The 26022-nt window shown below is 70.8% G+C and carries 23 protein-coding genes and 2 tRNA genes; 20 read left to right on the forward strand and 5 right to left on the reverse strand.

Annotated features, from left to right (window positions below):
- Positions 1 to 38: 38 nt before the first annotated feature.
- Positions 39 to 632, forward strand: coding sequence for a hypothetical protein (locus OHA58_RS23925; RefSeq protein WP_405481267.1), 594 nt, complete (start codon positions 39 to 41; stop codon positions 630 to 632).
- 101 nt (positions 633 to 733) lie between these two features.
- The gene (locus tag OHA58_RS23930) at positions 734 to 1807 is read left to right on the forward strand and encodes a hypothetical protein (protein ID WP_405481269.1); all 1074 of its coding nucleotides are present in this window, start codon (positions 734 to 736) and stop codon (positions 1805 to 1807) included.
- A 9-nt stretch (positions 1808 to 1816) separates the two neighbouring features.
- Here the strand turns inward: OHA58_RS23930 and OHA58_RS23935 are convergent, their stop codons facing one another.
- A complete protein-coding gene (locus tag OHA58_RS23935) occupies positions 1817 to 2908 on the reverse strand; it encodes a M48 family metallopeptidase (RefSeq protein ID WP_405481271.1) in 1092 nt (363 codons plus the stop codon).
- A gap of 107 nt (positions 2909 to 3015) precedes the next feature.
- On the opposite strand from OHA58_RS23935, the gene OHA58_RS23940 reads away from it, so the two are divergent.
- From OHA58_RS23940 to OHA58_RS23985, 10 genes are all read left to right on the forward strand, one after another.
- Positions 3016 to 3180 (forward strand): hypothetical protein, encoded by a 165-nt coding sequence (locus tag OHA58_RS23940; RefSeq protein WP_227294630.1) that lies wholly within the window; start codon positions 3016 to 3018, stop codon positions 3178 to 3180.
- Between the two features lie 153 nt (positions 3181 to 3333).
- Complete coding sequence (locus OHA58_RS23945; RefSeq protein WP_405481273.1) at positions 3334 to 3498, forward strand: hypothetical protein; 165 nt, start codon at positions 3334 to 3336, stop codon at positions 3496 to 3498.
- A 47-nt stretch (positions 3499 to 3545) separates the two neighbouring features.
- Entirely contained in the window at positions 3546 to 4208 is a 663-nt protein-coding gene (gene nadD / locus OHA58_RS23950) for a nicotinate-nucleotide adenylyltransferase (RefSeq protein ID WP_405481275.1), read from the forward strand.
- Positions 4209 to 4224: 16 nt separating this feature from the next.
- Positions 4225 to 5922 carry a LytR C-terminal domain-containing protein gene (locus OHA58_RS23955; protein WP_405481277.1) on the forward strand — a complete coding sequence of 566 codons (1698 nt, stop codon included), beginning with the start codon at positions 4225 to 4227 and terminating at the stop codon, positions 5920 to 5922.
- A gap of 124 nt (positions 5923 to 6046) precedes the next feature.
- Positions 6047 to 6505: a ribosome silencing factor gene (gene rsfS, locus OHA58_RS23960; RefSeq protein WP_372565968.1), complete on the forward strand. Its 459-nt coding sequence runs from the start codon at positions 6047 to 6049 to the stop codon at positions 6503 to 6505.
- The gene (locus tag OHA58_RS23965; RefSeq protein WP_405481280.1) at positions 6502 to 7179 is read left to right on the forward strand and encodes a histidine phosphatase family protein; all 678 of its coding nucleotides are present in this window, start codon (positions 6502 to 6504) and stop codon (positions 7177 to 7179) included. Before rsfS ends, OHA58_RS23965 begins: the two co-directional genes overlap by 4 nt.
- A gap of 97 nt (positions 7180 to 7276) precedes the next feature.
- Positions 7277 to 7349, forward strand: a tRNA-Ala gene (locus OHA58_RS23970).
- A gap of 300 nt (positions 7350 to 7649) precedes the next feature.
- Complete coding sequence (locus OHA58_RS23975; RefSeq protein WP_405481281.1) at positions 7650 to 7874, forward strand: hypothetical protein; 225 nt, start codon at positions 7650 to 7652, stop codon at positions 7872 to 7874.
- Positions 7875 to 7877: 3 nt separating this feature from the next.
- Positions 7878 to 8111: a hypothetical protein gene (locus tag OHA58_RS23980; protein ID WP_116513021.1), complete on the forward strand. Its 234-nt coding sequence runs from the start codon at positions 7878 to 7880 to the stop codon at positions 8109 to 8111.
- A gap of 135 nt (positions 8112 to 8246) precedes the next feature.
- A tRNA-Ala gene (locus OHA58_RS23985) sits at positions 8247 to 8319 on the forward strand.
- Between the two features lie 88 nt (positions 8320 to 8407).
- On the opposite strand, the gene OHA58_RS23990 is transcribed toward OHA58_RS23985, so the two are convergent.
- On the reverse strand, positions 8408 to 9997 hold the full coding sequence (locus OHA58_RS23990; protein ID WP_405481283.1) for an NADH-ubiquinone oxidoreductase-F iron-sulfur binding region domain-containing protein: 1590 nt from the start codon (positions 9995 to 9997) through the stop codon (positions 8408 to 8410).
- Positions 9994 to 11307, reverse strand: a complete 1314-nt coding sequence (locus OHA58_RS23995) for a cytochrome b/b6 domain-containing protein (protein WP_405481284.1) — start codon at positions 11305 to 11307, stop codon at positions 9994 to 9996. Before OHA58_RS23995 ends, OHA58_RS23990 begins: the two co-directional genes overlap by 4 nt.
- A 430-nt stretch (positions 11308 to 11737) precedes the next feature.
- Here OHA58_RS23995 and leuS point away from each other — a divergent pair, with 430 nt between their 5' ends.
- The 6 genes from leuS to OHA58_RS24025 all read left to right on the forward strand — a co-directional run bounded on the left by leuS (position 11738) and on the right by OHA58_RS24025 (position 21736).
- Positions 11738 to 14632, forward strand: a complete 2895-nt coding sequence (gene leuS, locus OHA58_RS24000) for a leucine--tRNA ligase (protein ID WP_405481286.1) — start codon at positions 11738 to 11740, stop codon at positions 14630 to 14632.
- Positions 14633 to 14806: 174 nt separating this feature from the next.
- Positions 14807 to 15553 (forward strand): hypothetical protein, encoded by a 747-nt coding sequence (locus tag OHA58_RS24005; RefSeq protein ID WP_405481287.1) that lies wholly within the window; start codon positions 14807 to 14809, stop codon positions 15551 to 15553.
- 63 nt (positions 15554 to 15616) lie between these two features.
- Positions 15617 to 16462 carry a DegV family protein gene (locus OHA58_RS24010; protein WP_405481288.1) on the forward strand — a complete coding sequence of 282 codons (846 nt, stop codon included), beginning with the start codon at positions 15617 to 15619 and terminating at the stop codon, positions 16460 to 16462.
- A 679-nt stretch (positions 16463 to 17141) separates the two neighbouring features.
- The gene (locus OHA58_RS24015) at positions 17142 to 18005 is read left to right on the forward strand and encodes a helix-hairpin-helix domain-containing protein (protein WP_405481289.1); all 864 of its coding nucleotides are present in this window, start codon (positions 17142 to 17144) and stop codon (positions 18003 to 18005) included.
- Positions 18002 to 20632 carry a ComEC/Rec2 family competence protein gene (locus tag OHA58_RS24020; protein WP_405481291.1) on the forward strand — a complete coding sequence of 877 codons (2631 nt, stop codon included), beginning with the start codon at positions 18002 to 18004 and terminating at the stop codon, positions 20630 to 20632. Before OHA58_RS24015 ends, OHA58_RS24020 begins: the two co-directional genes overlap by 4 nt.
- Before the next feature lie 222 nt (positions 20633 to 20854).
- On the forward strand, positions 20855 to 21736 hold the full coding sequence (locus tag OHA58_RS24025; protein WP_405481293.1) for a YceI family protein: 882 nt from the start codon (positions 20855 to 20857) through the stop codon (positions 21734 to 21736).
- Between the two features lie 228 nt (positions 21737 to 21964).
- Here the strand turns inward: OHA58_RS24025 and OHA58_RS24030 are convergent, their stop codons facing one another.
- Entirely contained in the window at positions 21965 to 22210 is a 246-nt protein-coding gene (locus tag OHA58_RS24030; RefSeq protein ID WP_405481295.1) for a hypothetical protein, read from the reverse strand.
- Positions 22211 to 22267: 57 nt separating this feature from the next.
- Between OHA58_RS24030 and holA the strand changes: the two genes are divergently transcribed.
- A complete protein-coding gene (gene holA / locus OHA58_RS24035; RefSeq protein ID WP_405481296.1) occupies positions 22268 to 23254 on the forward strand; it encodes a DNA polymerase III subunit delta in 987 nt (328 codons plus the stop codon).
- 257 nt (positions 23255 to 23511) lie between these two features.
- Here holA and rpsT read toward each other — a convergent pair whose 3' ends face one another.
- A complete protein-coding gene (rpsT, locus tag OHA58_RS24040; protein WP_100594244.1) occupies positions 23512 to 23778 on the reverse strand; it encodes a 30S ribosomal protein S20 in 267 nt (88 codons plus the stop codon).
- Between the two features lie 220 nt (positions 23779 to 23998).
- Between rpsT and lepA the strand changes: the two genes are divergently transcribed.
- A complete protein-coding gene (gene lepA, locus OHA58_RS24045; protein ID WP_266670433.1) occupies positions 23999 to 25858 on the forward strand; it encodes a translation elongation factor 4 in 1860 nt (619 codons plus the stop codon).
- The last annotated feature ends 164 nt before the right edge of the window (positions 25859 to 26022 follow it).

The following is a 26022-nucleotide window of genomic DNA, read 5'->3' on the forward strand; positions in this document are numbered from 1 at the left end:
GACTGCCCAAAACGACCCCCCAGGTCTACTCTGGACGCGTGCCGGAGGACGTGGGGGGCACGCCGTTCCCTGACGGCTGGGAGCCCGACGACGACCGCGACCGCGGGGGTGCGGACGAAGAGTTCGCCTCCGTGGTCTTCGACGAGGACTTCGTGCAGGCCGCCGAGGTCCATGAACCGACCGCGGTCGAGCGGCTGCTCGCCGCGGCGCAGGCGCGCGCCGAGGCCCAGGAAGCCGAGGCACGAAGGGCCCGCACGCGTGGCTCCGCGGTCGACGACGACCTCTACGACGACGGGTACGACCCCGACCCGCGAGGCGGTTACGGCCACGGCCCGGACGCCGACGACCTCTACGACCCCGATGTCGACGAGGACGGCTACCCGCGCCCCGGCGCGTACGCCGCGAAGGTGCGCTGGCGCCGCCCCGTCGCCTGGCTGCTCGCCCTCGTCATGGGCATCGGCATGGTCGCGCTCGCCTTCACCGCCGTCTACCGCGGCGCCTCGTCGGGCGGCCGCCAGGACCGGGTGCCGCCGCCCGCGACGACCGAGCTGGAGAAGGGCTTCCCGTCCGCCCCCAGCGCCTCCGCCGACTACTCCCAGTCACCGGTCCCCGCGACCCCGCGGATCCCCTGACCACGGACGGGTACACCCCGTCAGCACAGGGTTGAGACCCTGTCGGAAGTTGTCGCGTACCAGGGCGTTTATCGGACCCCCCGCAGACCTACCCTGAAGGTATGGGCGAGCCAGGAGACCCACCGGAGGGGACCCCCGAGAGCGCTCCCGGCGGTGGTGGCGAGGACGAGTACCGATCCGTCGTCTTCGACGAGTCGTTCATCCGAGCTGCCCGGCTCCAGGAGTTCTCCGCGCAGGAGCGCATCACCGACCACGCGCCCGCCGTACGCCGGCGCCCCGGACTGCGCCGCGGCTTCACCCGGCAGGCCGTCATCCTCGTCATCCTGATCGTCATCGCGTTCGGCACCGCGATCTACATGGGCGTACGCAACCCCTACCAGGGCGTCACCGCGGCCCGCCGGCCCGAACCGCTGCGGATGACCGTCATCCCGCTCTCGCCGCCGGGCCGGGTGCCCGGCGCGGTCTCGGTGTCCGAGCTCTACGAGCACAGTCCCGCCGCCCAGTTCGGGACGGCCGCCGAGGGCATCGCCCTCCCACCGGCCCGGCACACCTCGCACTTCTCCGAGAGTCAGGTCTTCGCCGCCCTGACCACCGCCAAGGACTACCTCGTCGAGTCCTCGCTCGACCCCGACGTGCTCACCGGGAAGGCGGTGCGGCCCGTGCGGATCCTGCTCGACCCGCAGCAGCTCGACCAGTTCGACCGGAGCTTCGACCGGCCCGCCGCCGACGGACGGCACGAGGCCACCGGCTGGGTCGTCCGCTTCGACCCGAAGCAGGCCGCGCTCGCCGACACCGGGATCCGCGTCCACGGCACCCTGCGCGCCACGGAGTCCGACGCGGACACCCTGGAGGTCGCCTCCGACCACACCTTCGTCTACGCGCTGCGCCCGGCCGGCGCCGGATCCGACGCGAAGGCGTCCCTGTTCACCGTCCGCCGCGAGCTGCACTTCCGCTTCGACCGGGACGACCTGCGCATGCACCAGGCCGAGGTGCTCGTCAGCTATGTGCAGGCCGGGCCGCTGTCCTGCTCCGTCGACTCGACCGCGCATCTGCACCCGCTGCTCGCGGGGCAGACACCGAAGGAGGGCGGCCCGGCCGTCACCGACCCGTTCGCCACGGGCGGCACCACCTCGCTGTGCGGTGCCCTCGCGCCCGGCGCCCAGCCTTCGCTCTGAGCCCGGGACCTACTCGCCGTCGTCCGGAGTCCCGTGGTTGCCCGTGTTCGCGCCGCCGTTTCCGCCGCCGCCGAACCTGCCGCGCAGCTTGCCGCCCAGGTCGCCCGCGCCGCCCGCGATGTCCGTGACCAGCTTCATCAGCGGGTCCTTGGAGTTGCGCATGTTGTCCGCGTAGTGCGAGGCCGACTGCCGGAACGAGTCGGTGACCGAGGTGTCCTTGTCCTCGGTGCGGCGCGGGTAGTGGCCGTCCATGATCCGCTGGTAGTCGCGGGTCGCGGCCCACTTCTTCAGCTCGGCCGCGCGGACCGTGGTGAAGGGGTGCGTGCGCGGCATCACGTTGAGGATCTTCAGCACGGAGTCGCGCAGGTCGCCCCCGGCCTCGTACTCCTCGGCCTGCTTGAGGAACGCGTCCACGTTCATCTCGTGCAGATGGTTGCCGCCCGCGATCTTCATCAGGCCGCGCATCGACGCCTTGAGGTCCTGGCCGACCAGCAGGCCGGCGCGGTCCGCCGACAGCTCCGACTTGCGGAACCACTCGCGCAGCGCCGTGACGATCGCCATGATCGCGAAGTTGCCGAGCGGGATCCACGCGACGCGGAGCGCCAGGCTGGTCAGGAACAGCAGTATCGTCCGGTAGACCGAGTGGCCGGACAGCGCGTGGCCCACCTCGTGGCCGACGACCGCCCGCATCTCCTCCTCGTCGAGCAGCTCCACCAGGCCGGTCGTGACGACGATGATCGGCTCGTCCAGGCCGATGCACATCGCGTTCGGCTGGGGGTCCTGGGTGACGTACATCGGCGGGACCTTCTCCAGGTCCAGGATGTAACAGGCGTCCCGCAGCATGTCGTTGAGGTGCGCGAACTGCTCGTCGGAGACCCGGACCGAGTCCGACAGGAACAGCAGGCGCAGACTCCGCTCGGGCAGCAGTCCGCTGAGCGCCTTGAACACCGTGTCGAAACCGCTGAGCTTGCGCAGCGCCACCAGGGCCGATCGGTCCGCCGGGTGCTCGTACGCCCGCGAGGAGATCCCCTCGAAGCGCCGGCGCTGCCTGCTCGGTACGTGCTCGCGCTGGTCGTCGTTGCCGTCGTTGACGTCGGGCATGCGTCCCCCATGTTCGTGTGCCGTCGTGTTCGGTTGTGCCCCCGAGGAGGTCTCCACAGTAGGCGGAGATACCGTGGCGGGGCAGCACACCGAAGGAGCTAAACGCCATGGAGCACACACCCGACGCCGCCTGGCTCACCCAGGTGGTCAGCGCCGCCGCCTCCGACCAGCAGGGCGCCGGCAATCTCCTGCGCACCGTGATCGTCGTGGGCGTCCTCGGCAGCGTGTTCCTGGGCTGGTTCCTGCTGCGCGGCTACAAGCGCGACGACTGACGCGGCTGCGGGGCGGACACGCATACGGCAGAGTCGGCGTGATCGCCGAGGACACCCCCGCATACGATGAGCGGGAAGTCTTTATCCAGACCTCATGTCACCACCCAGAGCCCGACTCCCCATCCCGTCTCACCCGGATAGGTCCTGCTGACGATGAGCCTCCACAGCACCGCTGCCCAGCTGGCCACCCTCGCCGCCGAGGGCGGCGAGGACGGCGGCAACCACCCGAGCCTCAGCCCCTACCTCACCGGCGGCGGCGCCCTGTTCCTCCTGCTGCTGATGCTGTGGATCGTCACCCGCTTCAACCGGGACCGCTAGGCCCTGACGGCGAAGGCACCCCGACCGGGCCAGTAGGCTCTGCACGCATGGGAGAGCAGGACATGCCTACCGGCCCGGTCAACGGCCCGGCGGGCGGCCCGGACCGGGCCCGGATCAGCACCGCCAAGCGGCGTCTCGGCGTCATGGGCGGAACGTTTGACCCGATCCACCACGGACACCTCGTGGCGGCCAGCGAGGTCGCCGCACAGTTCCACCTCGACGAGGTCGTGTTCGTGCCGACCGGGCAGCCGTGGCAGAAGACGGACCGCCTGGTCACCCCGGCCGAGGACCGCTATCTGATGACGGTCATCGCGACCGCCGAGAACCCGCAGTTCTCGGTGAGCCGCATCGACATCGACCGCGGCGGGCCGACGTACACCACGGACACGCTGCGCGATCTGCGCGCGCTCAATCCGGACACGGACCTCTTCTTCATCACGGGCGCCGACGCCCTGGGCCAGATCCTCACCTGGCGGTACACGGAAGAACTGTTCTCCCTGGCGCACTTCATCGGGGTCACCCGGCCGGGCCACCCGCTGACCGACCCCGGTCTGCCGGAGGGCGGTGTCTCGCTCGTCGAGGTGCCGGCCCTCGCCATCTCGTCCACGGACTGCCGTGCGAGGGTCGCCAAGGGCGACCCCGTCTGGTACTTGGTCCCGGACGGTGTGGTGCGCTACATCGACAAGCGCGAGCTGTACCGCGGCGAGTGAGCCGAGAGGGGCACCGGTGAACGACCGATACGACGGTTACTCGGGCAGTTACTCGGGGGACGCGTCCAACACGTCCGACCAGTACGAGCTCGTCGGCTACGACGAGTACGGGCAGCCCGTGTACCGGCAGGTGCCCCAGCAGCCTGCGCAGTACGAGTATCCGCAGCAGCCCCCAAGCCAGGGGAACCAGGGCTACGGCTACGACCCGTACGCCACCGGCCAGCAGCCGCCGGTGCCCTCGTACGACACGTACGACCCCTACGGGGCGGGTGCGCCCGCGCAGCAGGGGCCGCCCCCTTCCTACGACCCCTACGGGGCTGCCGCGGGAACGGGGCAGCAGCAGCGGGTCGAGGAGCAGACCGCGACCGCCCACATCCCGGCGCAGGCCGCTCCCCGGACCGAGCCCGCGGCGCGCGAGCGCGACGGGGCGCCCGAGTACCGCACCGAGCAGTTCTCTTTCGTCGAGGAGCCGGACGAGAACTCCGAAGACGTCATCGACTGGCTGAAGTTCACCGAGTCGCGCACCGAGCGCCGCGAGGAGGCACGCCGCCGCGGCCGCAGCCGGGTCGTCGCCCTCGTCGTCGTCCTCGTGCTCTGCGTGACCGGCGGCGTCGGCTACCTCTGGTACGCGGGCAAGCTGCCCGGCTTCGGCTCCGCCGACTCCGGCAAGGGCGCCGCAGACACCGCGGGCCCGCAGAACCGCGACGTGATCGTCGTCCATCTGCACAACACCAAGGGCGGCGGCACCTCCACGGCGCTGCTCGTCAACAACACCACCACCAAGCAGGGCACCACCGTCCTGCTCCCCAACTCCCTTGCCCTGACGGACGACGAGGGCAGCGCGACGACGCTCGGCAAGTCCGTCGACGGCGACGGGTCCTCCGGCACGCGCGACGCCATCGACACCGTCCTCGGCACGGACGTCGAGGGCACGTGGCGGCTCGACACCCCGTACCTCAACAACCTCGTCGAACTCGTCGGCAACATCGACATCGACACGAACGCCGACGTCCCCGACCCGGCCGCCAAGTCCGGGAAGAAGGCGACGTCCCCGCTGGTCAAGAAGGGCAGTCAGCAGACGCTGAGCGGCCCCATGGCCGTCGCGTACGCCACCTACCGCGCTCCGGGCGAGTCCGAGACCGCTCAGCTCATGCGGTTCGGCCAGGTCATGCAGGGCGTGCTGCGCAAGCTGTCGTCCGACCCGCACGCCGCCACCGTCACCGTCCAGTCCCTCGCCCAGATCCTCGACCCGTCGCTGGGCGAGAAGGACCTCGGCGCGTTCCTCGCCAAGCTCGCCGACCGGGCCAAGGGCGGCGACTACAAGACCGCGCTGCTGCCCGTGCAGCAGGACGGCACCCTGTCCGAGCAGGCCACCGACAGCGTCGTCAAGGACGTCCTCGGCGGCACCGTCAAGAACCCGGGCAAGGACGCCTCCGTACGCGTCGGCATCAAGAACGCCACCGGCGTGAAGGCCCGCACGGAGAAGGCCAGGGTCACGCTCGTGAACGGCGGCTACACCTTCGTCGACGCCGGGACGGGCACCGCGGCCCAGGCCGCGTCGCAGGTCACGTACCAGGACGCCGACCGCAAGCAGGACGCCGTCGAGGTCGCCAAGACCCTGGGCTTGCCGACGAGCGCGGTGCGCAAGGGGAAGACCGTGGCGAACGCGGACGTGTCCGTGGTCCTCGGCCAGAACTACACGGGCGGACAGTAGGCGGGCCCGGCCCCGGGGGGCGCGGCCCCGGGGCCCGGAGAATCCAGTAAGGGCCGTCGGCGGTCCGTGAGACCCTTGGGGTATCCCTTCAGGGGATTACTGCCCGCCGACGGAAAGCCTTGTAGTGACCGCCACTGACCGTTCCCTCGAGCTCATCACCACCGCCGCACAGGCGGCTGCCGACAAGCTCGCGCACGACATCATCGCGTACGACGTCAGCGATGTGCTGTCGATCACCGACGCCTTCCTGCTGGCCTCCGCGCCCAACGACCGCCAGGTCAAGTCGATCGTCGACGAGATCGAGGAGCGCCTGAACAAGGAGCTCGGCGCCAAGCCGGTCCGCCGCGAGGGCGACCGCGACGCCCGCTGGATCCTCCTCGACTACGTCGACATCGTCGTTCACGTCCAGCACAGCGAGGAGCGCGTCTTCTACGCCCTCGAGCGCCTGTGGAAGGACTGCCCCGAGCTGGAGCTTCCCGAGGACGCCAAGGCCACCCGTGGCAAGGCCGCGGAGTACGCCCAGCGGACGCAGGCCGCGGAGGAGGCCGAGGAGCTTCGCGAGCTGGGCGGAGAGCTGCGTTGACCGCGGCGGGGGCCGGCGCCGACGCGGCCGGGGGACCGGCCCGCGGACGGCGCGTCATCCTGTGGCGGCACGGCCAGACCGCCTGGAACCTGGAGCGCCGCTTCCAGGGCTCCACGGACATCGGCCTGACCGAGACCGGCGTCGCCCAGGCTCGCCGGGCCGCCCGGCTGCTCGCCTCGCTGAAGCCGGACGCCATCGTCGCGTCCGACCTCAGCAGGGCCGCCGCCACGGCCGCCGAGCTGGCCGCGCTCACGGGCCTCGACGTCACGCACGACGAGGACCTGCGCGAGACCTACGCCGGTGAGTGGCAGGGCCTCACGCACGACGAGATCATCGGCCGTTACGGCGACCAGTACGCCGCGTGGAAGCGCGGCGAGCCGGTGCGCCGCGGCGGCGGCGAGCTCGAGACGGAGGTCGCCGACCGGGCAGCCCCCGTCGTGCTCAGCCACGCGGAGAAGCTGCCGCAGGACGGCACGCTCGTCGTGGTCAGCCACGGCGGCACGATCCGCACCACCATCGGGCGCCTCCTCGGTCTCGAGTCCCACCACTGGGAAGGTCTCGGCGGACTCTCCAACTGCTGCTGGTCCGTCCTCGGCCAGGGGGCACGCGGCTGGCGGCTGCTCGAGCACAACGCGGGCACGCTCCCGGAGCCTGTGCTCGGCGACGACGACTGAGCCCCCGACAGGGGCCGGACGGCCGGATTTCACTTTCCGGCAGGTCGCAGGCTAAAGTTCTTCTTGTTCGCAGCCGCGCAGAGCGGGGAGAACGCAAGGGGCTATAGCTCAGTTGGTAGAGCGCCTGCATGGCATGCAGGAGGTCAGGAGTTCAATTCTCCTTAGCTCCACAGTCGAAGCGTCTGCTTCTCAAAGATCCCGTCCGGGTAAGGGCGGGATTTTTTGTTACCCGGCACAGTTTTCCCAACTGCCTTGAGGCGCTTGGTGTCCCAGGGGCGTATAGGTCTGCGGATGTGGTCCTCGTGTGTGGGTGTGTGCGTAAGTGCTGGCCGGAGCGGGCGAACTCGGCGCCGTGTCCGGACCGGTACTCATGCGTCGCTGACCGTGACGCTCCGGCCGTGGCAGAATCGGACGGCCGGTAGAGGGCCGCGTCCGATCGGCGAAGACGGCCCGACGGGAGGGAGAACGCGATGCCCGCGCGCATCACCGAGGCGGCCGACCGCCCCCTCGGCGTGACAGTGAGACCGGCCGAAGCAGCCCATTGCGGGCAGCACATGACTTCCCCTTCTCCTTCCCCCTCTTCTTCCTCTTTCCTCGACTGTCCGTCCTGCGGCTCCTTCCACGTCGCGCAGATGCTCGGCGACAACGGCGGGATCTCGTACGTGTGCACGGCCTGCGGCCACAGCTGGAGCTGATCGATGGGTGCACACAGGAGGACGTGCGACTGGTGCGGCAGCGGCACGCCCATCGTCAGGGACATGGAGCCGGTCAACCCCGACTACCAGTACTGGTGCGAGGAGTGCGCGCGGGCGCTGATCATAAAGGGCGACCCGATCGAGACATATCGGGAGCTGGAGGGCGAGCCGATCTACGGCCGGCTGCTCGACGAGCACTGCACGCTCAAGCGGTTCTATTCGTTCGCCACGGCCTGAGGGTGGCGTAAATTCGGGCAAATCGGACCGAGGTGGAAACGATTTGGTGATGCACCGGGTGCCCGGTAATGTTGGCGTCGCCGCCGGGGAAACCGGGCGACACGGTGAACATGCGGCTCCGCCGCGTGGCCGCAAGGGGCTATAGCTCAGTTGGTAGAGCGCCTGCATGGCATGCAGGAGGTCAGGAGTTCAATTCTCCTTAGCTCCACAGCAGATGGACATGAAGACGGGCCACCCGAACAGGGTGGCCCGCTTTCGTATGCCGTCACGCAGCCCCGCGGGGCGCGTTCGCGGGGTCAGCCGCGCCCGCTGCCCAGCGCCCTGCGTCCCCGGCCCGGCGGGAGCGCGGGCGGCAGGGCCGGACGGGCCGGAACCGCCGCCGGGTCCTCCTCGATACGCAGCGCCAGCGCGGGGCACCGGCGCACGGCCCGTACGGCCCGCGCCTCCGAATAGCGCGCCACCGGGGCCTCCGCCACCGAGGGATAGCCGTCGGGGCCCAGCTGGATCAGCTCCGGCACGATGTCCGCGCACAGGCCGTGGCCCTCGCACAGCGTCCAGTCCACCGCGAGCCGCCGGCCGCTGGGGGACTCGCCCTGCGGCGCCTCCGTGTGCAGGGGCAGTACGCCCTGCACCGGGCGCCCGCAGCCGCCGCCCAGGACGTGCGCGGCCAGATCGTCCGTGAACGCCGAGACCGTCGACTCCAGGAACGCCGCCGAACCGTCCGGGTGCTTGCACGCGCCGCGCCGCTTCACCGCCCTGGTGACCTGCTGGAGGGCTTCGAGGGCGGTGGGGCCGCCGCCGTTCAGTACGTCCTCCAGGCCGCGCGCCGCCGCCGGCAGACCCAGATAACAGGGCCCGCACTGGCCCGCGCTCTCCGAGGCCAGCCACTGCGCAACCCGCAGCGCCTCGCCGAGCGGGCAGGTGTCCGGGCCGATCGGCAGGATCGCGCCCGCGCCGAGCGCGCCACCGGCGGCCTCCAGGGAGGCGCGGGAGACCACCGCCTCCTGCGCCGCGAAGGCGTCGAGCCACTTGCCGTGATAGCCGCCCGTGAGCACGCCCTGGGGCATCGGCGGGGCGCCCGCGAGCTGGAGCACGTACCGCAGGGGCACCCCCGCCGGCACTTCGAGGACCATCGGGCGGGCGACGGCTCCGGAGAGGGTCAGCAGGATCGTGCCGGGCTCGTCGCGCAGGCCCGTGCGGCAGTAGCGCTCGGGCCCGGTGCGGGCCGCGACGGCGAGCTGGGCGAACGTCTCGGCGTTCGACAGCAGGGTGGGCGCGCCGCCCACCCCGGAGTCGGAGGCGCGCACCTTGCGGCCCGGAGGCACCGGGGGTCCGCCGTCCGCCGAGCGGATCAGCGCGGAGGACTCCCCGGTGACCATGCGTACGGGGTTGCGCTGCACGCGCGCGCGTAGCGGGGCGCCACGGCGGTTGGACAGTCCCCTTTCGAGGAGCGCGGCCTGCATGGACGCCTCGGTGGAGTCGCGGGTCACGCCCACCACGAGGGTGCGGGCGCCGAGCGCCTCGGCGACCAGGAGCGCGCCGTCGAGGATGAGATGCGGGGCGCGGTTGATCAGCACCGTGTCCTTGCGGCAGGCGGGTTCGTCCTCGCTGCCGTTGACCACGACGACGGGGCGCACCCCGCGGCGTATCGCGGACTGGGCGACGGCGCGCAGCTTCTTGGCGAAGGGGAACCCCGCGCCGCCGCGGCCGCGCAGCGATATCTGCCCGGCCAGCGCGGCCAGTTGCTCACCGCCCATCGGTTCGAGCGGGCCGTGCACTTTCAGATGCATGTCGAGGTCGAGTCGCTCGACCAGGTCGAAGCCCGAGGTGAGCTGGGGGAGACCGACGACGCGGACTTCGGGGACGTCGGGCAGCGCGGTGTTCACTGAATGCCTCCGGGCGGCGTGTTCCAGGGCTCACCCGCGGCGGGGGCCTGGAACGGGCCGGGCAGCGTTTCGGTGGCGGACTCTTCCTCGAAGCTCGGGATGCCGCCGTAGGGGGTGTCGAGAGTGGGGTCGTACGCCGAGGGGGGTGCCGGCGCGGGGGGCGGCGGGGACGGGGCCGGCCAGCGCTCGGGGGGCTCGGGGTCGACGAACGGGAGGGCCTCGGTGGGCTGGAGGTCCAGGAGGGTCAGCGGGTCCCCGGGGGGCGGGGCGCCGAAGAGCGGGTCCGCCGGGGTCGAGACCGCCCGGTAGGCGGCCGAGAAGCCGATGCCCGCGGTGGCGGGGCGCGGCTCGAACGCGGGGCGCGCCGGAGCCTCGTACAGCGGTGGCATGCCGGGGGACGGCATCTGGAGCGGGTTGTCGCGCGGCCGCGGCGGGGGCTCGCGGTCCACGTCGAAGCGGGGGTCGGACGGCGCGGGGCGGCCGGCGCTGCCGGGCAGCGGGGATTCGGTGACGTCCCTACGGCGGGTGCCCTGAGTCCTGCCGTCGCCGTCGAGGAGCGCGAGGACGCGGGCGGCGACCTTGCGCTTGATCGGTCCCGGCGCCGCGCGCAGGGCGACCGCACCGCCCACAGCGACCAGGCACAGGCAGTACAGGACCACCACGTAGGTCTTCGGCTGCCGGCCCGCGTACAGGCCGTGGATCAGCGCGGAGCACCAGGCGGGGTAGGCCAGCATGTGCAGGGCGCGCCAGCGGGAGGCGATCTGGGCCGGGGAGGCGAAGGCCTTGCGCAGCGCGCCGGTGACGCCGGTGGTGACCATCAGGAGCCCGGCGAGCGAGCCGAGGCCGATCAGGCCCGCGCTGCCGGTCACGCCGAGCCCGAAGGGGATCAGCGCGCCGACCACGGACACATGGTCGAGGGCCAGCTTGACCGTGACGTGCAGCAGCAGGAAGCCGATCGAGGCGACCGCCGTGGCCCGGTGCACGCCCTGGGAGAGCAGGCGCTGGCGCGAGGTCAGGAACAGCCGGTCGGAGGCGACCAGGCCCCAGACGACGGACGCCGTCAGGGAGACCAGGGACAGCACCCCGGTGGTGAAGTCGAGCGCGGCGCGGAAGGCGTCGCTCCCGACGAGGACCACGAGGGGTATCAGCAGCAGCGCCGCCGCGCACAGGGCCCCTCGTGCCGTCCGGCTGGGTGCGGGGGACGGGCGGATCCTGCGCCGGGGGCGCCGGGTATTTCGAAGCTGGGGGAACGGATTCAGCGGCTGCCCGTTCGTCGGGGAGTTCAACGGGGAGTTCAGTGGAGGGTTCATGGGGGCGACTCCGAATGGTTCGGCAAAGTGGTCCCGCTGCCGCACTCTAGGTCGACCCATACCAGCCAGTACGGGGTTTGAGTTATCTCGTTGTTATCTATCGGAGGTGTGGACTTTGTGTTGCCCCGATAGGGGTCGGTACGCGGGGTAACCCTTGGCCCATGCACCTTCCGAAGGCCTCCTCCGGCCCTTCCGCGGCCGTCCCGCGGGCCTCCCCGGTAAGCCCGTCGCGGCCCGTGTGGGCCCTGCGGTACCCTGACGCCATGCGTGCCGTACGCCTTCTGCTTAGCGAGCCGCGCTGATCAGTCCCGACCGCTGACGAATCGCGGATCGGAATCGGCGCGGCGCCCCCTCCTGTGCGAGGGGCATTTTTGTTTGGCCAGCGCGGTCAGTTCCGTAAGCAGAGACGATCGATGGAGCTTTGAGGATCATGAGCGAGACGAATTCCGCTGCCGCTTCCGAGGTGGCCGCGCCGCACCGCTACACGGCGGCGATGGCCGCCGACATCGAGGCACGCTGGCAGGACTTCTGGGACGCCGACGGCACGTACGAGGCGCCGAACCCGAGCGGTGACCTGGCGGGCGGGACCGAGGCGGACAGGGCGCTGGCCGCCAAGCCGAAGAAGTTCGTCATGGACATGTTCCCATACCCCTCGGGTGCGGGCCTGCACGTCGGCCACCCGCTGGGCTACATCGCCACGGACGTCTTCGCGCGCTTCCAGCGCATGAACGGGCACAACGTCCTGCACACCCTGGGCTTCGACGCCTTCGGCCTGCCCGCCGAGCAGTACGCCGTGCAGACGGGCACCCACCCGCGCACGTCCACCGAAGCCAACATGGTCAACATGAAGTCCCAGCTGCGCCGGCTGGGTCTGGGCCACGACAAGCGCCGGTCGTTCGCCACGATCGACCCCGAGTACTACAAGTGGACCCAGTGGATCTTCGTCCAGATCTTCAACTCCTGGTACGACGACGAGGCGAAGAAGGCCCGTCCGATCGACCAGCTGATCGCGCAGTTCGAGAGCGGTGAACGCGCCGTACCGGACTCCACGCGCGCGTGGCACGAGCTGAACGCCGCCGAGCGGGCCGACGTACTGAGCGAGTACCGGCTGGCCTACGCCTCCGAGGCGCCCGTCAACTGGTGCCCCGGCCTGGGCACCGTCCTGGCCAACGAGGAGGTCACGTCCGACGGCCGCTCCGAGCGCGGCAACTACCCCGTCTTCAAGGCCAAGCTGCGCCAGTGGAACATGCGCATCACCGCCTACGCGGACCGCCTGCTGGACGACCTGGACGCCCTGGACTGGCCCGAGGCGATCAAGCTGCAGCAGCGGAACTGGATCGGCCGCTCCGAGGGCGCCCGCGTCGACTTCCCCGTCGGCGACGAGGCCATCACCGTCTTCACCACCCGTCAGGACACCCTGTTCGGCGCCACGTACATGGTCCTGGCGCCCGAGCACGACCTGGTGGACCGGATCGTCCCCGCCGCCTGGCCCGAGGGCACGCACGACGTCTGGACGGGCGGCCACGCGACGCCCGCCGAGGCCGTCGCCGCCTACCGCAAGCAGGCGGCCTCGAAGTCCGATGTCGAGCGCCAGGCCGAGGCCAAGGACAAGACCGGCGTCTTCACCGGCGCGTACGCGACCAACCCGGTCAGCGGCGAGCAGGTTCCCGTCTTCATCGCCGACTACGTCCTGATGGGCTACGGCACCGGCGCGATCATGGCCGTCCCCGCCCACGACACCCGCGACTTCGCGTTCGCGCGCGCCTTCGAGCTGCCGATGCGCTGCGTCGTGGAGCCCTCGGACGACCGCGGCACCGACACCGCCACATGGGACGACGCGTTCGCCTCCTACGAGGCGCGGCTGGTCAACTCCGCGAGCGAGCAGATCTCCATCGACGGCCTGGGCGTCACCGACGCCAAGGCGCGCATGACGGAGTGGCTGGAGCGCACCGGCATCGGCCGAGGCACCGTCAACTTCCGCCTGCGTGACTGGCTGTTCAGCCGCCAGCGCTACTGGGGCGAGCCCTTCCCGATCGTCTACGACGAGGACGGTGTCGCCCACTCGCTGCCCGAGTCGATGCTGCCGCTGGAGCTGCCGGAGGTCGACGACTACAGCCCCCGCACGTTCGACCCGGACGACGCCGACACCCAGCCCGAGACACCGCTGTCCCGCAACGGCGACTGGGTCCACGTCACGCTGGACCTGGGCGACGGACCCAAGAAGTACCGCCGCGAGACCAACACCATGCCCAACTGGGCGGGTTCGTGCTGGTACGAGCTGCGCTACCTGGACCCGCACAACAGCGAGAAGCTGGTCGACCCGGCCATCGAGCAGTACTGGATGGGCCCCCGTGAGGGTCAGCCGACCGGTGGCGTCGACCTGTACGTGGGCGGCGCCGAGCACGCAGTCCTGCACCTGCTGTACGCCCGCTTCTGGTCGAAGATGCTGTTCGACCTGGGCCACGTCTCGTCGGCCGAGCCGTTCCACAAGCTGTACAACCAGGGCATGATCCAGGCCTACGTGTACCGCGACAGCCGCGGCATCGCGGTGCCCGCCGCCGAGGTCGAGGAGCGCGACGGCGCGTACTACTACGAGGGCGAAAAGGTCTCCCGCCTGCTGGGCAAGATGGGCAAGTCCCTGAAGAACGCCGTCACGCCGGACGAGATCTGCGCCGAGTACGGCGCGGACACCCTGCGTCTGTACGAGATGGCGATGGGCCCCCTGGACGTCTCGCGGCCGTGGGACACGCGCGCGGTAGTGGGCCAGTTCCGTCTGCTGCAGCGACTGTGGCGCAACATCGTCGACGAGGCGAGCGGCGAGGTCACCGTCGTCGACACCGAGGACTCCGCCATCGACGAGACCACGCTGCGTGCCCTGCACAAGGCGATCGACGGCGTCCGCCAGGACCTGGAGGGCATGCGGTTCAACACCGCCATCGCCAAGGTCACCGAGCTGAACAACCACCTGACCAAGGTGGGCGGCCCGCTGTCGCGCAGCGTGGCCGAGCGCCTGGCGCTGCTGGTCGCGCCGCTGGCCCCGCACATCGCCGAGGAGCTGTGGCGCAAGCTGGGCCACACCGACTCCGTCGTCCACCAGGACTTCCCCGTCGCCGACCCCGCGTACGTCGTGGACGAGTCCGTGACCTGCGTCGTGCAGATCAAGGGCAAGGTCAAGGCGCGCCTGGAGGTGTCCCCGTCGATCTCCGACGAGGAGCTGGAGAAGGTGGCCCTGGCCGACGAGCGCGTCGTCGCCGCGCTGGACGGCGCGGGCATCCGCAAGGTCATCGTGCGGGCGCCGAAGCTGGTGAACATCGTTCCCGCGTGAGCGGTGACATCGGCCTCGCGTGAGCGGTGGCCGGTGCTGGGCGACCACTCGGTACAGCCAAATCAGGGTTGTTCCCTACGGGCAGGTTGGGGGTTCCGCTGGAACCTCCGGCCTGCCTTTTCCGTTTACGGTGGAAGAGGCGGACGGACCGCCGACCTTGTCGGGAGGAGCGTCATGGGAGAGGCCGTGATCGCGATCGTGGCGCTCATGTTCGTACTGTTCCTGGCCCTGGGCGCGTACGTGACGGTGAAGGTCGTCGGCGCCGCCAAGCGGGGAGTGGACCGCACGGTCGCGCAGGCCCGCCGGTCCGTCGAGGACACGACGCTCAAGGCGCGGACCTTCGTGCAGCCGGGCGCGGCCGGCGAGCTCGCGCAACTGCGGCTCAAGCTGCGTACGTCGATGAGGTCCACGCAGGACGCGCTCCACGCGCGCGTGGCCGAGGACGCCTCGCTCAAGGAGTCGCTGGACCTCTTCGGCCGGCTCAGCGTGCACGGGCACGAGCTGGACGACGACCTCAAGCGTCTTGAGACCGAGCCGGACAAGGCGCATCTCGCCGAGCTCCTGCCCGATCTGCGCAAGCGGACGGAGCAGATCACCGCCTCGGCCGACTCCCTGCGCCGGGCGGCCAGGGACCGCGCCCACCGGATCGCCGACGACGACCTGGATTCCCTGAGCGCCCAGATCGACATCGAGGCGGGCGCGCTGCGGCACTGGACGACCGAACCGTCGCCCGAGCCCGCGCAGACATCGCCCTCGTGGCCCGAGGCATCGGCCCCGGAGCGCCCTGCCGCGCATCAGACCTGGCCAGGGACTCCGCACGGCGGGCGGGCCGAGGAGCCCGGCCGGCCCGCGCTCTCGCCCACCGACCCGCGCCCGGCCTATCCTTGGCAGAAGAAAGCCCGCCCGGAGAGCACGACTTGACGTGTGACCGGGCCACCGGGGCCGGGCTGCCGTCCACCGGCCCGGGCAGGTAATCTCCAGCTCATGTCCCGCCATGTCGCGATCGTCACGGATTCAACGGCCTACCTGCCGCAGCGGACGATGGAGCGCCACGGCATCATCGCGGTCCCCCTGACCGTGGTCCTTGGCGACCGGGCCCTCGAAGAGGGCGCCGAGATCTCCACCCGCTCGCTCGCCGAAGCCCTGCAGAAGCGCCGGCCGGTGACCACGTCCCGGCCCAGCCCCGAGATCTTCGCCGCCACTTATCGCAAGCTGGCCGAAGAGGGTGCCACCAGCGTCGTCTCGCTCCATCTGTCGTCCGAACTCTCCGGCACCTACGACGCCGCGGTACTCGCCGCGCGCGAGGCGCCGGTGCCGGTCAGAGTCGTGGACACCGGCATGGTCGCGATGGCCCTCGGCTTCTGCGCGCTCACCGCCGCCGAAGTGGCCGACGGCGGCGGCACGGTCGACGAGGCCGTGACCGCGGCGGAGAAACGCGCCGCAGCCACGTCCGCGTACTTCTACGTCGACACCCTGGACTACCTCCGCCGCGGTGGCCGTATCGGCACCGCCCAGGCCCTGCTCGGCTCGGCGCTCGCCGTGAAACCGCTGTTGCAGCTCGAAGGCGGTCGTATCGAACTGCTGGAAAAAGTGCGCACGTCGTCGAAGGCGATCGCCCGGCTCCAGGAGATCGTCGCCGAGCGCGCGGGAACGAGCGAGGTCGACATCGCGGTGCACCATCTCGCCGCGCCGGACAGGGCGGCGACGTTCGCGGACCGGCTGCGGGAGCGGGTGCCGGGGCTCATGGACCTTCATGTCAGCGAGGTCGGCGCGGTGATCGGGGCGCACACGGGGCCGGGGTTGCTGGGGGCGGTTGTTTCGCCTCGGTGAGGTGAGGGGCAGTGCGATGCGGTGTGGTGCCGTGCTCTGAGCCGGGGGGCGTGGTCCGTGAGTTGGGCTGAGCTTGTGGGTGACGGAGTTATCCACAACTGCCGGGTTGTCCCCGGGAATTGAGCAAGATCACCGCGGTTTCGGCGGAGTGCCTAGCGTTCGTGGCATGGCACTTGGATCAGCACTTTCAGGGACATCAGTACGTTCAGAGACGTCGGTACGTTCAGAGACGTCGGTACGTTCAGAGCCGCTTGACGCGGCCGCGGGGGATGTGGCGTCGGGGGTGGCGTCCGGCGCCGGGGCGGCGTCGGGGACGTGGCAGCGGCGTAGGCGGGTGCGGCGGCGCTATCGGCAGGCGTCGGCCGAGGCGTTGAGGTTGCGGGCGGAGGCGTTATTCGCCGAGGGGCGGGGTGGGCCGCCGGGTTCACGGGGTTTGCCTGGTGCGCCGAGTCTCTCGCCCGGTCCGCCCGGTCCGCCCGGTCCGCCTGGTCCGCAGGGTGTGCCGAGTCCGCCTGATCCGGCCGAGTGGGTGCCGCCGGTGCGTCCGCCTCTTCCACCGTGGGCCGGGACGGTCTCTTCACGTCCTCCTCGGTGGGCTCGGGCCGATGCCGATGCCGATGCCGATGCCGATGCCGGTGCCGACGCCGGTGCCGACGAGGGCGGGGTCGGGGTGGGTGCGGTGCCGGGGGAGTTCAGGGAGGAGTTCAGGGAGGAGTTCAGGGAGGAGTTCAGGGAGGAGTGGGACGGTCCGGCGGGCGAGGCGGAGAGGGATACGGCCTCGTGGCGGGAGCGGGCTGGGCTTGCCGTGCGGGAGCGGCTGCCGCTGTGGATGCAGACGCGGTGCGGGCTGGAGCGGCGGAGCGTGATCGCTCTGGTCGTGGTCCTGGCCGTGGCGGCGGGCTTCGCCGTGCACCACTTCTGGACCGGACGGGCTCAGCCGGTGAGCGTGCCCGAGGTGGTCCGATCGGCGGTGCCCGAGGAAGTGGCGGGTTCGTCCGTCGCCGGTCAGGAGCCGGATGCCGGGCCGTCGGCACCCGCCCCGGCCGGGGCGTCGGCTGCGGGCGGTACGGATGGGGCGGCCGGGGCGTCGGGGGCGGGGATCGTCGTGGACGTCAGCGGGAAGGTGCGGAGTCCCGGGATCCAGCGGCTGCCGGCCGGATCCAGGGTCGCCGACGCGTTGCGCGCCGCCGGAGGGATCCGCCCGGGCGTGGACCCCACGGGAATCAACCGGGCACGACTGCTGGCGGACGGTGAGCAGGTGGTCGTGGGCGCACCAGCGGCGCCGGGAGGGATCGGCTCGGGAGGTTCGGCGGGTTCTGCGGGTTCTGCCGGGACGGGGGCCGCGCCTGTGGGGCCGATCGGTCTCAACACCGCTACCGCAGAGCAACTCGACACATTGCCGGGCGTCGGACCCGTGCTGGCCCAGCACATCATCGACTACCGCACCGAGCACGGGGGGTTCCGTTCCGTCGACGAGCTGCGCGAGGTCAACGGCATCGGCGACCGGCGTTTCTCCGACCTCCAGAATCTCGTACGGCCATGAGGAGCACGGGAGTTGCACCGGCCTCGGACTCCTCCTTGGGTGACTCGAACCCTCGGCAGGAGGGTCCGGCAGACCTCCGTCTCGTCCCTCCGGCACTCGCGGCGTGGGCCACGGCAGCGGTGACCCTGGACGCTCCGGCGGTCTGGGTGACGGCTCTGGCGCTGACCTGCGCGGCGGTGGCCGGAGTGTTGTTACTGGGAGGGGCGACGCGGGGGCGGTCAGGGAGGACGGAGCCGCCACGTCCGCCACTACAGCCCCCGCCTCCGGAATTACGGTCACCGCCACCCCGCCCTCCCCGCAGAGTGTTCTCGCTCTGGCCTCGTATGTCCGTGGCCGCCGTGCTGCTGTGCGTTGCCGCGTCCGCGGCCTCGGCCGCCTTGCACGGCGCGGATCTGACGCGCGGGCCTGTTCCCGGGCTTGCCCGGCAATTCGCCCGGGTGACAGTCGAGTTGGAGGTGACGGCCGACCCGCGGCTGACGCGCTCCCGCGTGAAGGGGGACCACCCGGCTCCCTCCTCCGTCGTCATCGCCGCCGATGTGCTGAAGGTCGGCGACGCCGCGCAGGGCGGATCCTCGGGCGGTGCCGGGACGCGGGTGCGTACACCGGTTCTGGTCCTCGTCGACGTGGATCGCGCCGCCGCGGGGAGGACGCCGTGGCTGTCGCTCCTGCCCAGCACGCGGCTGGTCGTGCACGGAGGGCTGGCACCCGCGTCGGCCGGCGGAGGTCGGGTCGCGGCCCTGCTCCGCGTCGGGCGGGACGAGAGCCCACGGGTCGTCGGCGCGCCCTCGACGGCTCAGCGGTTCGCGGGGAAGCTGAGGGGTGGGCTGCGGGAGGCGACCGAGGGGCTCCCGGGGGATGCGCGCGCGTTGCTTCCCGGGCTTGTCGTCGGGGACACCTCACGTGTCCCGCCCGAGCTGCACGAGGCGTTCGAGGCCACTGACCTGCTGCACCTGACGGCGGTCAGCGGGGCGAACTTCACGATCCTGCTCGCTCTGCTCATCGGCCCGCCCGGCACCGCACACCGGTCCGAGCGCCGTGGCCTCGCGCCGAGGCTGGGGATCCCGCTCCGGGCAACCGCTGTGCTCGGCGGCGCGCTCACCCTCGGCTTCGTGATCGTGTGCAGGCCGGAGCCGAGCGTGCTCAGGGCGGCGGCCTGCGGGTCCGTCGCGCTGCTCGCCATCGGCACCGGGCGACGCAGGTCCCTGATCCCGGCCTTGGCCACGGTCGTACTGCTGCTGGTGCTGTACGACCCCTGGCTGGCCCGGAGTTACGGGTTCCTGCTGTCCGTCCTGGCCACCGGTGCGCTGCTGACCCTGGCCCCGCGCTGGAGTGCGGCACTGCGACGGCGCAGGTGTCCGCCGCGCCTGGCGGAGGCGCTCGCCGCGGCCGGCGCGGCGCAGGCAGTGTGTGCGCCGGTCGTCGCGGTCATCGCGTCACGGGTGAGCCTGGTGGCGGTGCCCTGCAATCTGCTCGCGGAGTTCGCGGTCGCGCCGGCGACGGTGCTGGGGTTCGCCGCGCTGGCCGCCGCGCCGCTGGCGATGCCGGTCGCGAAGGCCTTTGCCTGGTGCGCGAGCTGGCCCGCCGGATGGATCGCGGACATCGCACGCGCGGGGGCCGCACTGCCCGGCGGGGGCGTGGACTGGCCCGGTGGCCCGAGGGGCGGGCTGTTGCTCGCCGCGGTCACTCTGGGCGTGGTCCTCGTGGGCCGTCAGGTGCTCAAGTCTCCGTTGGCCATGGGGATATGTGTGCTGCTCCTGGTTCTCGTGGTCATGCAGCCGAGGCCCCTGACCCGGGTGATCACGGGGTGGCCCCCGCCGGGGTGGCGGATGGTGATGTGCGATGTGGGGCAGGGGGACGCGCTGGTGCTCGCGGCGGGCACGGGGGCCGGGGTGGTGGTCGACGCGGGGCCGGATCCGGCGCTGGTCGACCGCTGCCTGCGCTCGCTCGGGATCACCCGGGTCCCGCTCGTCCTGCTGACCCACTTCCACGCGGATCATGTCGCGGGTCTGCCCGGGGTGCTGCGTGGGCGTGAGGTGGGGGCGATCGAGACGACGGGGTTCGACGAGCCGCCTGAACAGGTGCGTTTTGTCAGGGGGTTGGCGGAGGCGCGGCACATCACGATGACCCGGGCCGTCGCGGGGGAGCAGCGGCGGACGGGCCGGCTCGCATGGCAGGTGCTGTGGCCGCCGCCGCGACCCGCCCCGGACCCGGACGGTCCGAACGACGCGAGTGTCACCCTGCTGGTCCGTACCGCGGGCCTCACCCTGCTGCTCATGGGTGACCTCGAACCACCGGCGCAGCGTGCCCTGTTGAGATCCCCCGTGGCGGCGGCGCTGCCACCCGTGGACGTTCTCAAGGTCGCCCACCACGGCTCGGCCTACCAGGATCCGGTACTTCTGCGCCGGCTCGCGCCCCGGCTCGCCCTGATCTCTTGCGGTGAGAACAACCAATATGGGCATCCGTCGGCGCGTACGGTCGCGGAGTTGCGGGCCGGGGGAGCGGCGGTCCTCCGGACGGACCGGGACGGGGCGTTGGCGGTCACCGGGTCCGGGCAGGACGGATCCGGGTCGGCCCGTTCCGGGGAGGGGGAGGGCGCGGGGCTCGGTGTGGTGGCGGGCGGGTCGTGACGGGTGCCACGCACCCGAGCCGAACGCACTGTTACCGGCTGGTAGAAATGCCTCTGGGCTGGCGAAACGGTAAGCGGAATGACTAATTCAGGCATCTCTATATAGGGGGTAACAGTCCCTGGCATTCCCGCGATGTGGGCCCGTGTTGCCTCGAATGCCACAACGGTGGTCGAATGCATCTTCGTTGATGGTGGTGTCAAGCTTCACTGGGGTGTCTCGCACATGTTCGGCCGCTGGCTGGGAAACCGTACGAACCGGGCTCAACGAACAAGTCCTCTCGTGGGGGTGAGCGTGCCGCCCGGTGCGGGGTTCGTCAGCTGCCGGGTACTCGACCCCGTCAACGAGCCGGTGCGCGGCGCCGAGTTCGCGGTGAGCGACGCCATGGGGCGCACGGTCGTGAGTGGCGGTGCCGACCCGTTCGGTTCGTTCGTCGCGGCCGTGCCCGCCGGTGACTACCGGCTCGCGGTCACGGCGGAGGGCTACACGCCGTACCGGGGGAGCGCCACGGTCGGCGACAGCACGCACTCCTCTCTCGGTGACGTCATGCTCCAGGTCGCCCAGCCGCCCGCCCTGCCCGACGCCGGGGACTGGGAGATCGAGCCGGCGCACTCGTCGGTCGGGTTCACGGCGCGGCACATCGGACTGGCCCGGATCCACGGCCGGTTCAACACGTTCGCGGGGGCGCTGCACATCGCCGAGCGGGTCGGGCAGTCCGCGATGCACGTGGTCATCGACGCGTCGTCCATCGACACGAACGTGAAGATGCGCGACGACCACCTCAGGTCGGCCGACTTCCTCGACGTGGACCAATTCCCGACGCTCGAGTTCTACAGCGAGCGGTTCGTGCACAAGGGCGGCAGCCGCTGGGCGATCACCGGCGCTCTCTCCCTGCACGGTGTGACGCGCACGGTCACGCTCGACGCGGAGTACCTGGGTCTGGGCAACGGCATGGAGGGGGAGACCCGTGCGGCCTGCCGCGCCACCACGGAGTTGCACCGCGACGACTTCACGGTCAACTGGCAGACGATGCTGGCCCGCGGGATCGCGGCGATCGGCTCCAGCGTGACGATCGAGCTCGACATCCAGATCGTCCCCAAGAGCTGACGCCCCCGCAGCCCGGCCATGGCCGCCGCGGCTAAGACCGACCGGCAAATGGGGGCGGCGTCGCGGGGCTGGGCACGCACTCCCCCAAGCTCTCGGCTTCGCTCGAGCAGGGGGGACCCCCATCGGCGTTGTCGTCAATCACCATGGCTCCGCCATGCCTCAATCCTCCGCCTTGCAACTGCACGCACCCAGCCCCGCTCCTTCACCCACCCCCATTTGCCGGTCGGTCTAAGGCGCTTCGAGCCAGCCCTCGTGCTCCGCGGCGAATTCGTCGAGTGAGGCGGCGTCGAGGCGGCCGGTGGGGTCCTCGATCACCACGAGCCACTGGGCGTCCTCGGCGTCGTCCTCACCGGCCAGAGCGTCCCGTACGAGCTGGGGCTCCTCGGTGACGCCGAACCGGCCGGGAAGCTCCTCGGCCACCTCCTCCGCGGTGTCGCGGTCGGGCAGCACCAGTACATGTCGTGCATCGGTCACCCGCCCATTCTCCGGCACGGCGGGGGTTGTCAGTGCCGCGTGGGATGCTTGACCGCGATGGCCAGGAAGACTTCAACAGACGACGTGCTCGCCCCTGTCACCCTCGCTGTGGGGCAGGAGGACCTGCTGCTCGACCGCGCCGTGCAGCAGGTGGTGGCGGCCGCCCGAGCCGCCGACGCGGACACCGATGTGCGTGACCTTAACTCCGACCAGCTCCAGCCCGGCACGCTCGCCGAGCTGACCAGCCCGTCGCTCTTCGCCGAGCGCAAGGTCGTGGTCGTACGCAATGCGCAGGATCTTTCGGCCGACACGATCAAGGACGTGAAGGGCTACTTCGCGGCTCCCGCCGAGGAGATCACGCTGGTGCTGCTGCACGCAGGCGGCGCCAAGGGCAAGGGGCTGCTCGACGCGGCCCGCAAGGCGGGGTCCCGCGAGGTCGCCTGCCCCAAGATGACCAAGCCGGCGGACCGGCTGGCGTTCGTGCGCAGCGAGTTCCGGGCGACCGGCCGTTCCGCGACGCCGGAGGCGTGCCAGGCCCTGGTCGACTCGATCGGCAGTGACCTGCGGGAGCTGGCGTCCGCCGTGACGCAGCTCGGCGCGGACGTCGAGGGCACGATCGACGAGGCGGTCGTCGCGCGGTACTACACGGGCCGGGCGGAGGCCTCCAGCTTCACCGTCGCCGACCGGGCCGTCGAGGGCCGCGCCGCGGAGGCGCTCGAGGCGCTGCGGTGGTCGTTGTCGACGGGGGTGGCGCCGGTGCTGATCACCAGCGCGCTCGCCCAGGGGGTCCGCGCCATCGGCAAGCTGTCGTCGGCACGCGGTGGCCGGCCCGCTGATCTCGCCCGCGAGCTGGGGATGCCGCCGTGGAAGATCGACCGGGTGCGTCAGCAGATGCGGGGCTGGACACCGGACGGCGTGGCCGCCGCGCTGCGGGCCGTCGCCGAGGCCGACGCGGGCGTCAAGGGCGGCGGGGACGATCCCGAGTACGCCCTGGAGAAGGCCGTGGTCACCATCGCAAGGGCCGCCCGCTCCCGCCGCGGCTGAGCCGTCCGACGGCGGGTCCTGGGACACGTATCCGCGGAACGCCAAAAACCCCGCCTGCACGCCAAAACCCCGCCAGCCGTCCTGGGGAAGGACCGCTGTGCGGGGTTTCAGGTTCAAGCTCGATGGATCCGCACCCGCGTGGCGAACGCAGTCGCGTGCAGATCCGGGGTGCCGGCCGGGAGCGGAGAGAGAGGGCCCGCTCGGGTCCGTCCGGCGATCACATCAAAGGAGTGCCCGTCCCGTGAGGGAGTGGGTACTCAGCCCTTGAGGGAAGAAGCCTTGGAAGCAAGCGCCGACTTCTTGTTGGCGGCCTGGTTCTTGTGGATGACGCCCTTGGAGACGGCCTTGTCGAGCTTGCGCGAAGCCTCGCGCGTGAGCTCCTCGGCCTTCTGGGTGTCACCGGCGGCAACGGCCTCGCGGGCCTTGCGGATCGCGGTCTTCAGGGAGGACTTGACAGCCTTGTTGCGCTGACGAGCCTTCTCGTTGGTCTTGATCCGCTTGATCTGGGACTTGATGTTCGCCACGAAATGAGCCTTTTCAGGTTCAGGCACGCGAGCTCACGCCCACGTGCCGGTGATTTCTCTTGAGGTGCCTCGTGCTGAGAGGGCAAGAGACACAGCTGTCAACGTTACCAGCCGTGCTCCGAGCGGCCCAAACCGGGCGCAGTCCCGCGTCCGTGGGACCATGGAACCTACGTATCGATCCGACCCGAGGCGACAGGCGCCTCAAGAGACAGGACCCTGCGTGCCCGCGACCCCTAACAATGTGCCCGAGCCGAGCCGTACCGCCCCGGCTCTGATCCGCAATTTCTGCATCATCGCGCACATCGACCACGGCAAGTCCACGCTCGCCGACCGGATGCTCCAGCTGACCGGTGTGGTCGAGCAGCGGCAGATGCGTGCTCAGTACCTCGACCGGATGGACATCGAGCGCGAGCGCGGCATCACGATCAAGTCCCAGGCGGTGCGTCTGCCCTGGGCCCCGAGCGAGGACCCGGGCAACACTCACATCCTCAACATGATCGACACCCCGGGGCACGTGGACTTCACGTACGAGGTCTCACGGTCCCTCGCGGCCTGTGAGGGCACGGTCCTGCTGGTCGACGCGGCCCAGGGCATCGAGGCGCAGACTCTCGCCAACCTCTATCTGGCGATGGAGAACGACCTCAAGATCATCCCGGTTCTCAACAAGATCGACCTGCCGGCCGCCCAGCCCGAGAAGTTCTCCGAGGAGCTCGCGAACCTCATCGGCTGCGACCCGGACGACGTGCTGAAGGTCTCCGCGAAGACCGGCATGGGCGTCGAGGCGCTGCTCGACAAGGTCGTGGCCGAGATCCCGGCCCCGGTCGGCGTCGCTGACGCGCCCGCCCGCGCGATGATCTTCGACTCGGTCTATGACTCCTACCGCGGCGTCGTCACCTACGTACGAGTCGTCGACGGCCAGCTCAACAAGCGCGAGCGCATCCGGATGATGTCCACCGGCGCCACGCACGAGCTGCTCGAGATCGGTGTCTCCTCTCCGGAGATGACCCCGGCCGACGGCATCGGCGTCGGTGAGGTGGGCTACATCATCACCGGCGTGAAGGACGTCCGTCAGTCCAAGGTCGGTGACACGATCACCTCCCTGCACAACGGCGCCACCGTGGCCCTCGGCGGCTACAAGGACCCGAAGCCGATGGTCTTCTCGGGCCTCTATCCGCTGGACGGCTCGGAGTACCCGGACCTGCGCGAGGCCCTCGACAAGCTGCAGCTCAACGACGCCGCGCTCGTCTACGAGCCGGAGACCTCGGCCGCCCTCGGCTTCGGCTTCCGCGTCGGCTTCCTCGGCCTGCTCCACCTCGACGTGATCCGTGAGCGCCTGGAACGCGAGTTCGGGCTCGACCTCATCGCCACCGCGCCCAACGTGGTCTACCGCGTGGCCATGGAGGACGGCAGCGAGCACACGGTCACCAACCCGAGCGAGTTCCCCGAAGGCAAGATCGACAAGGTCTTCGAGCCCGTCGTGCGCGCCACGATCCTCGCCCCCAGCGAGTTCATCGGCTCGATCATGGAGCTCTGCCAGACCCGTCGCGGCACGCTGCTCGGCATGGACTACCTCTCCGAGGACCGCGTCGAGATCCGCTACACGCTGCCGCTCGCGGAGATCGTCTTCGACTTCTTCGACCAGCTGAAGTCCAAGACGCGCGGCTACGCGTCCCTGGACTACGAGCCCACCGGCGAGCAGGACTCCAGCCTGGTCAAGGTCGACATCCTGCTGCACGGCGACAAGGTCGACGCCTTCTCCGCGGTCACGCACAAGGACGCGGCGTACGCGTACGGCGTGCGGCTGGTCGCCAAGCTGCGCGAGCTCATCCCGCGGCAGGCCTTCGAGGTGCCGATCCAGGCCGCCATCGGCTCCCGGGTCATCGCCCGCGAGACGATCCGCGCGATCCGCAAGGACGTCCTCGCCAAGTGCTACGGCGGTGACATCTCCCGTAAGCGCAAGCTGCTCGAGAAGCAGAAGGAGGGCAAGAAGCGCATGAAGATGGTCGGCTCCGTCGAGGTGCCGCAGGAAGCCTTCATCGCCGTGCTCTCCAGCGACGACAGCGGCACGAAGAAGAAGTAGGCCGGTCGTCACAGCTGTCCGGGGCCCGTCGCGCGTCAGTGCGGCGGGCCTCTTGAATTCCCGGCATTGTTGTGCGGGCCTTTTGTGGGGGCCGTGTGTACAGCGGCTGTCGACAAGAAATGACAGGCTGCGGCCCCTTACGCACCGGGCGACCGCGCTCTACT

The organism is Streptomyces sp. NBC_00009, assembly GCF_045040855.1.
Lineage (GTDB): Bacteria > Actinomycetota > Actinomycetes > Streptomycetales > Streptomycetaceae > Streptomyces > Streptomyces aureus.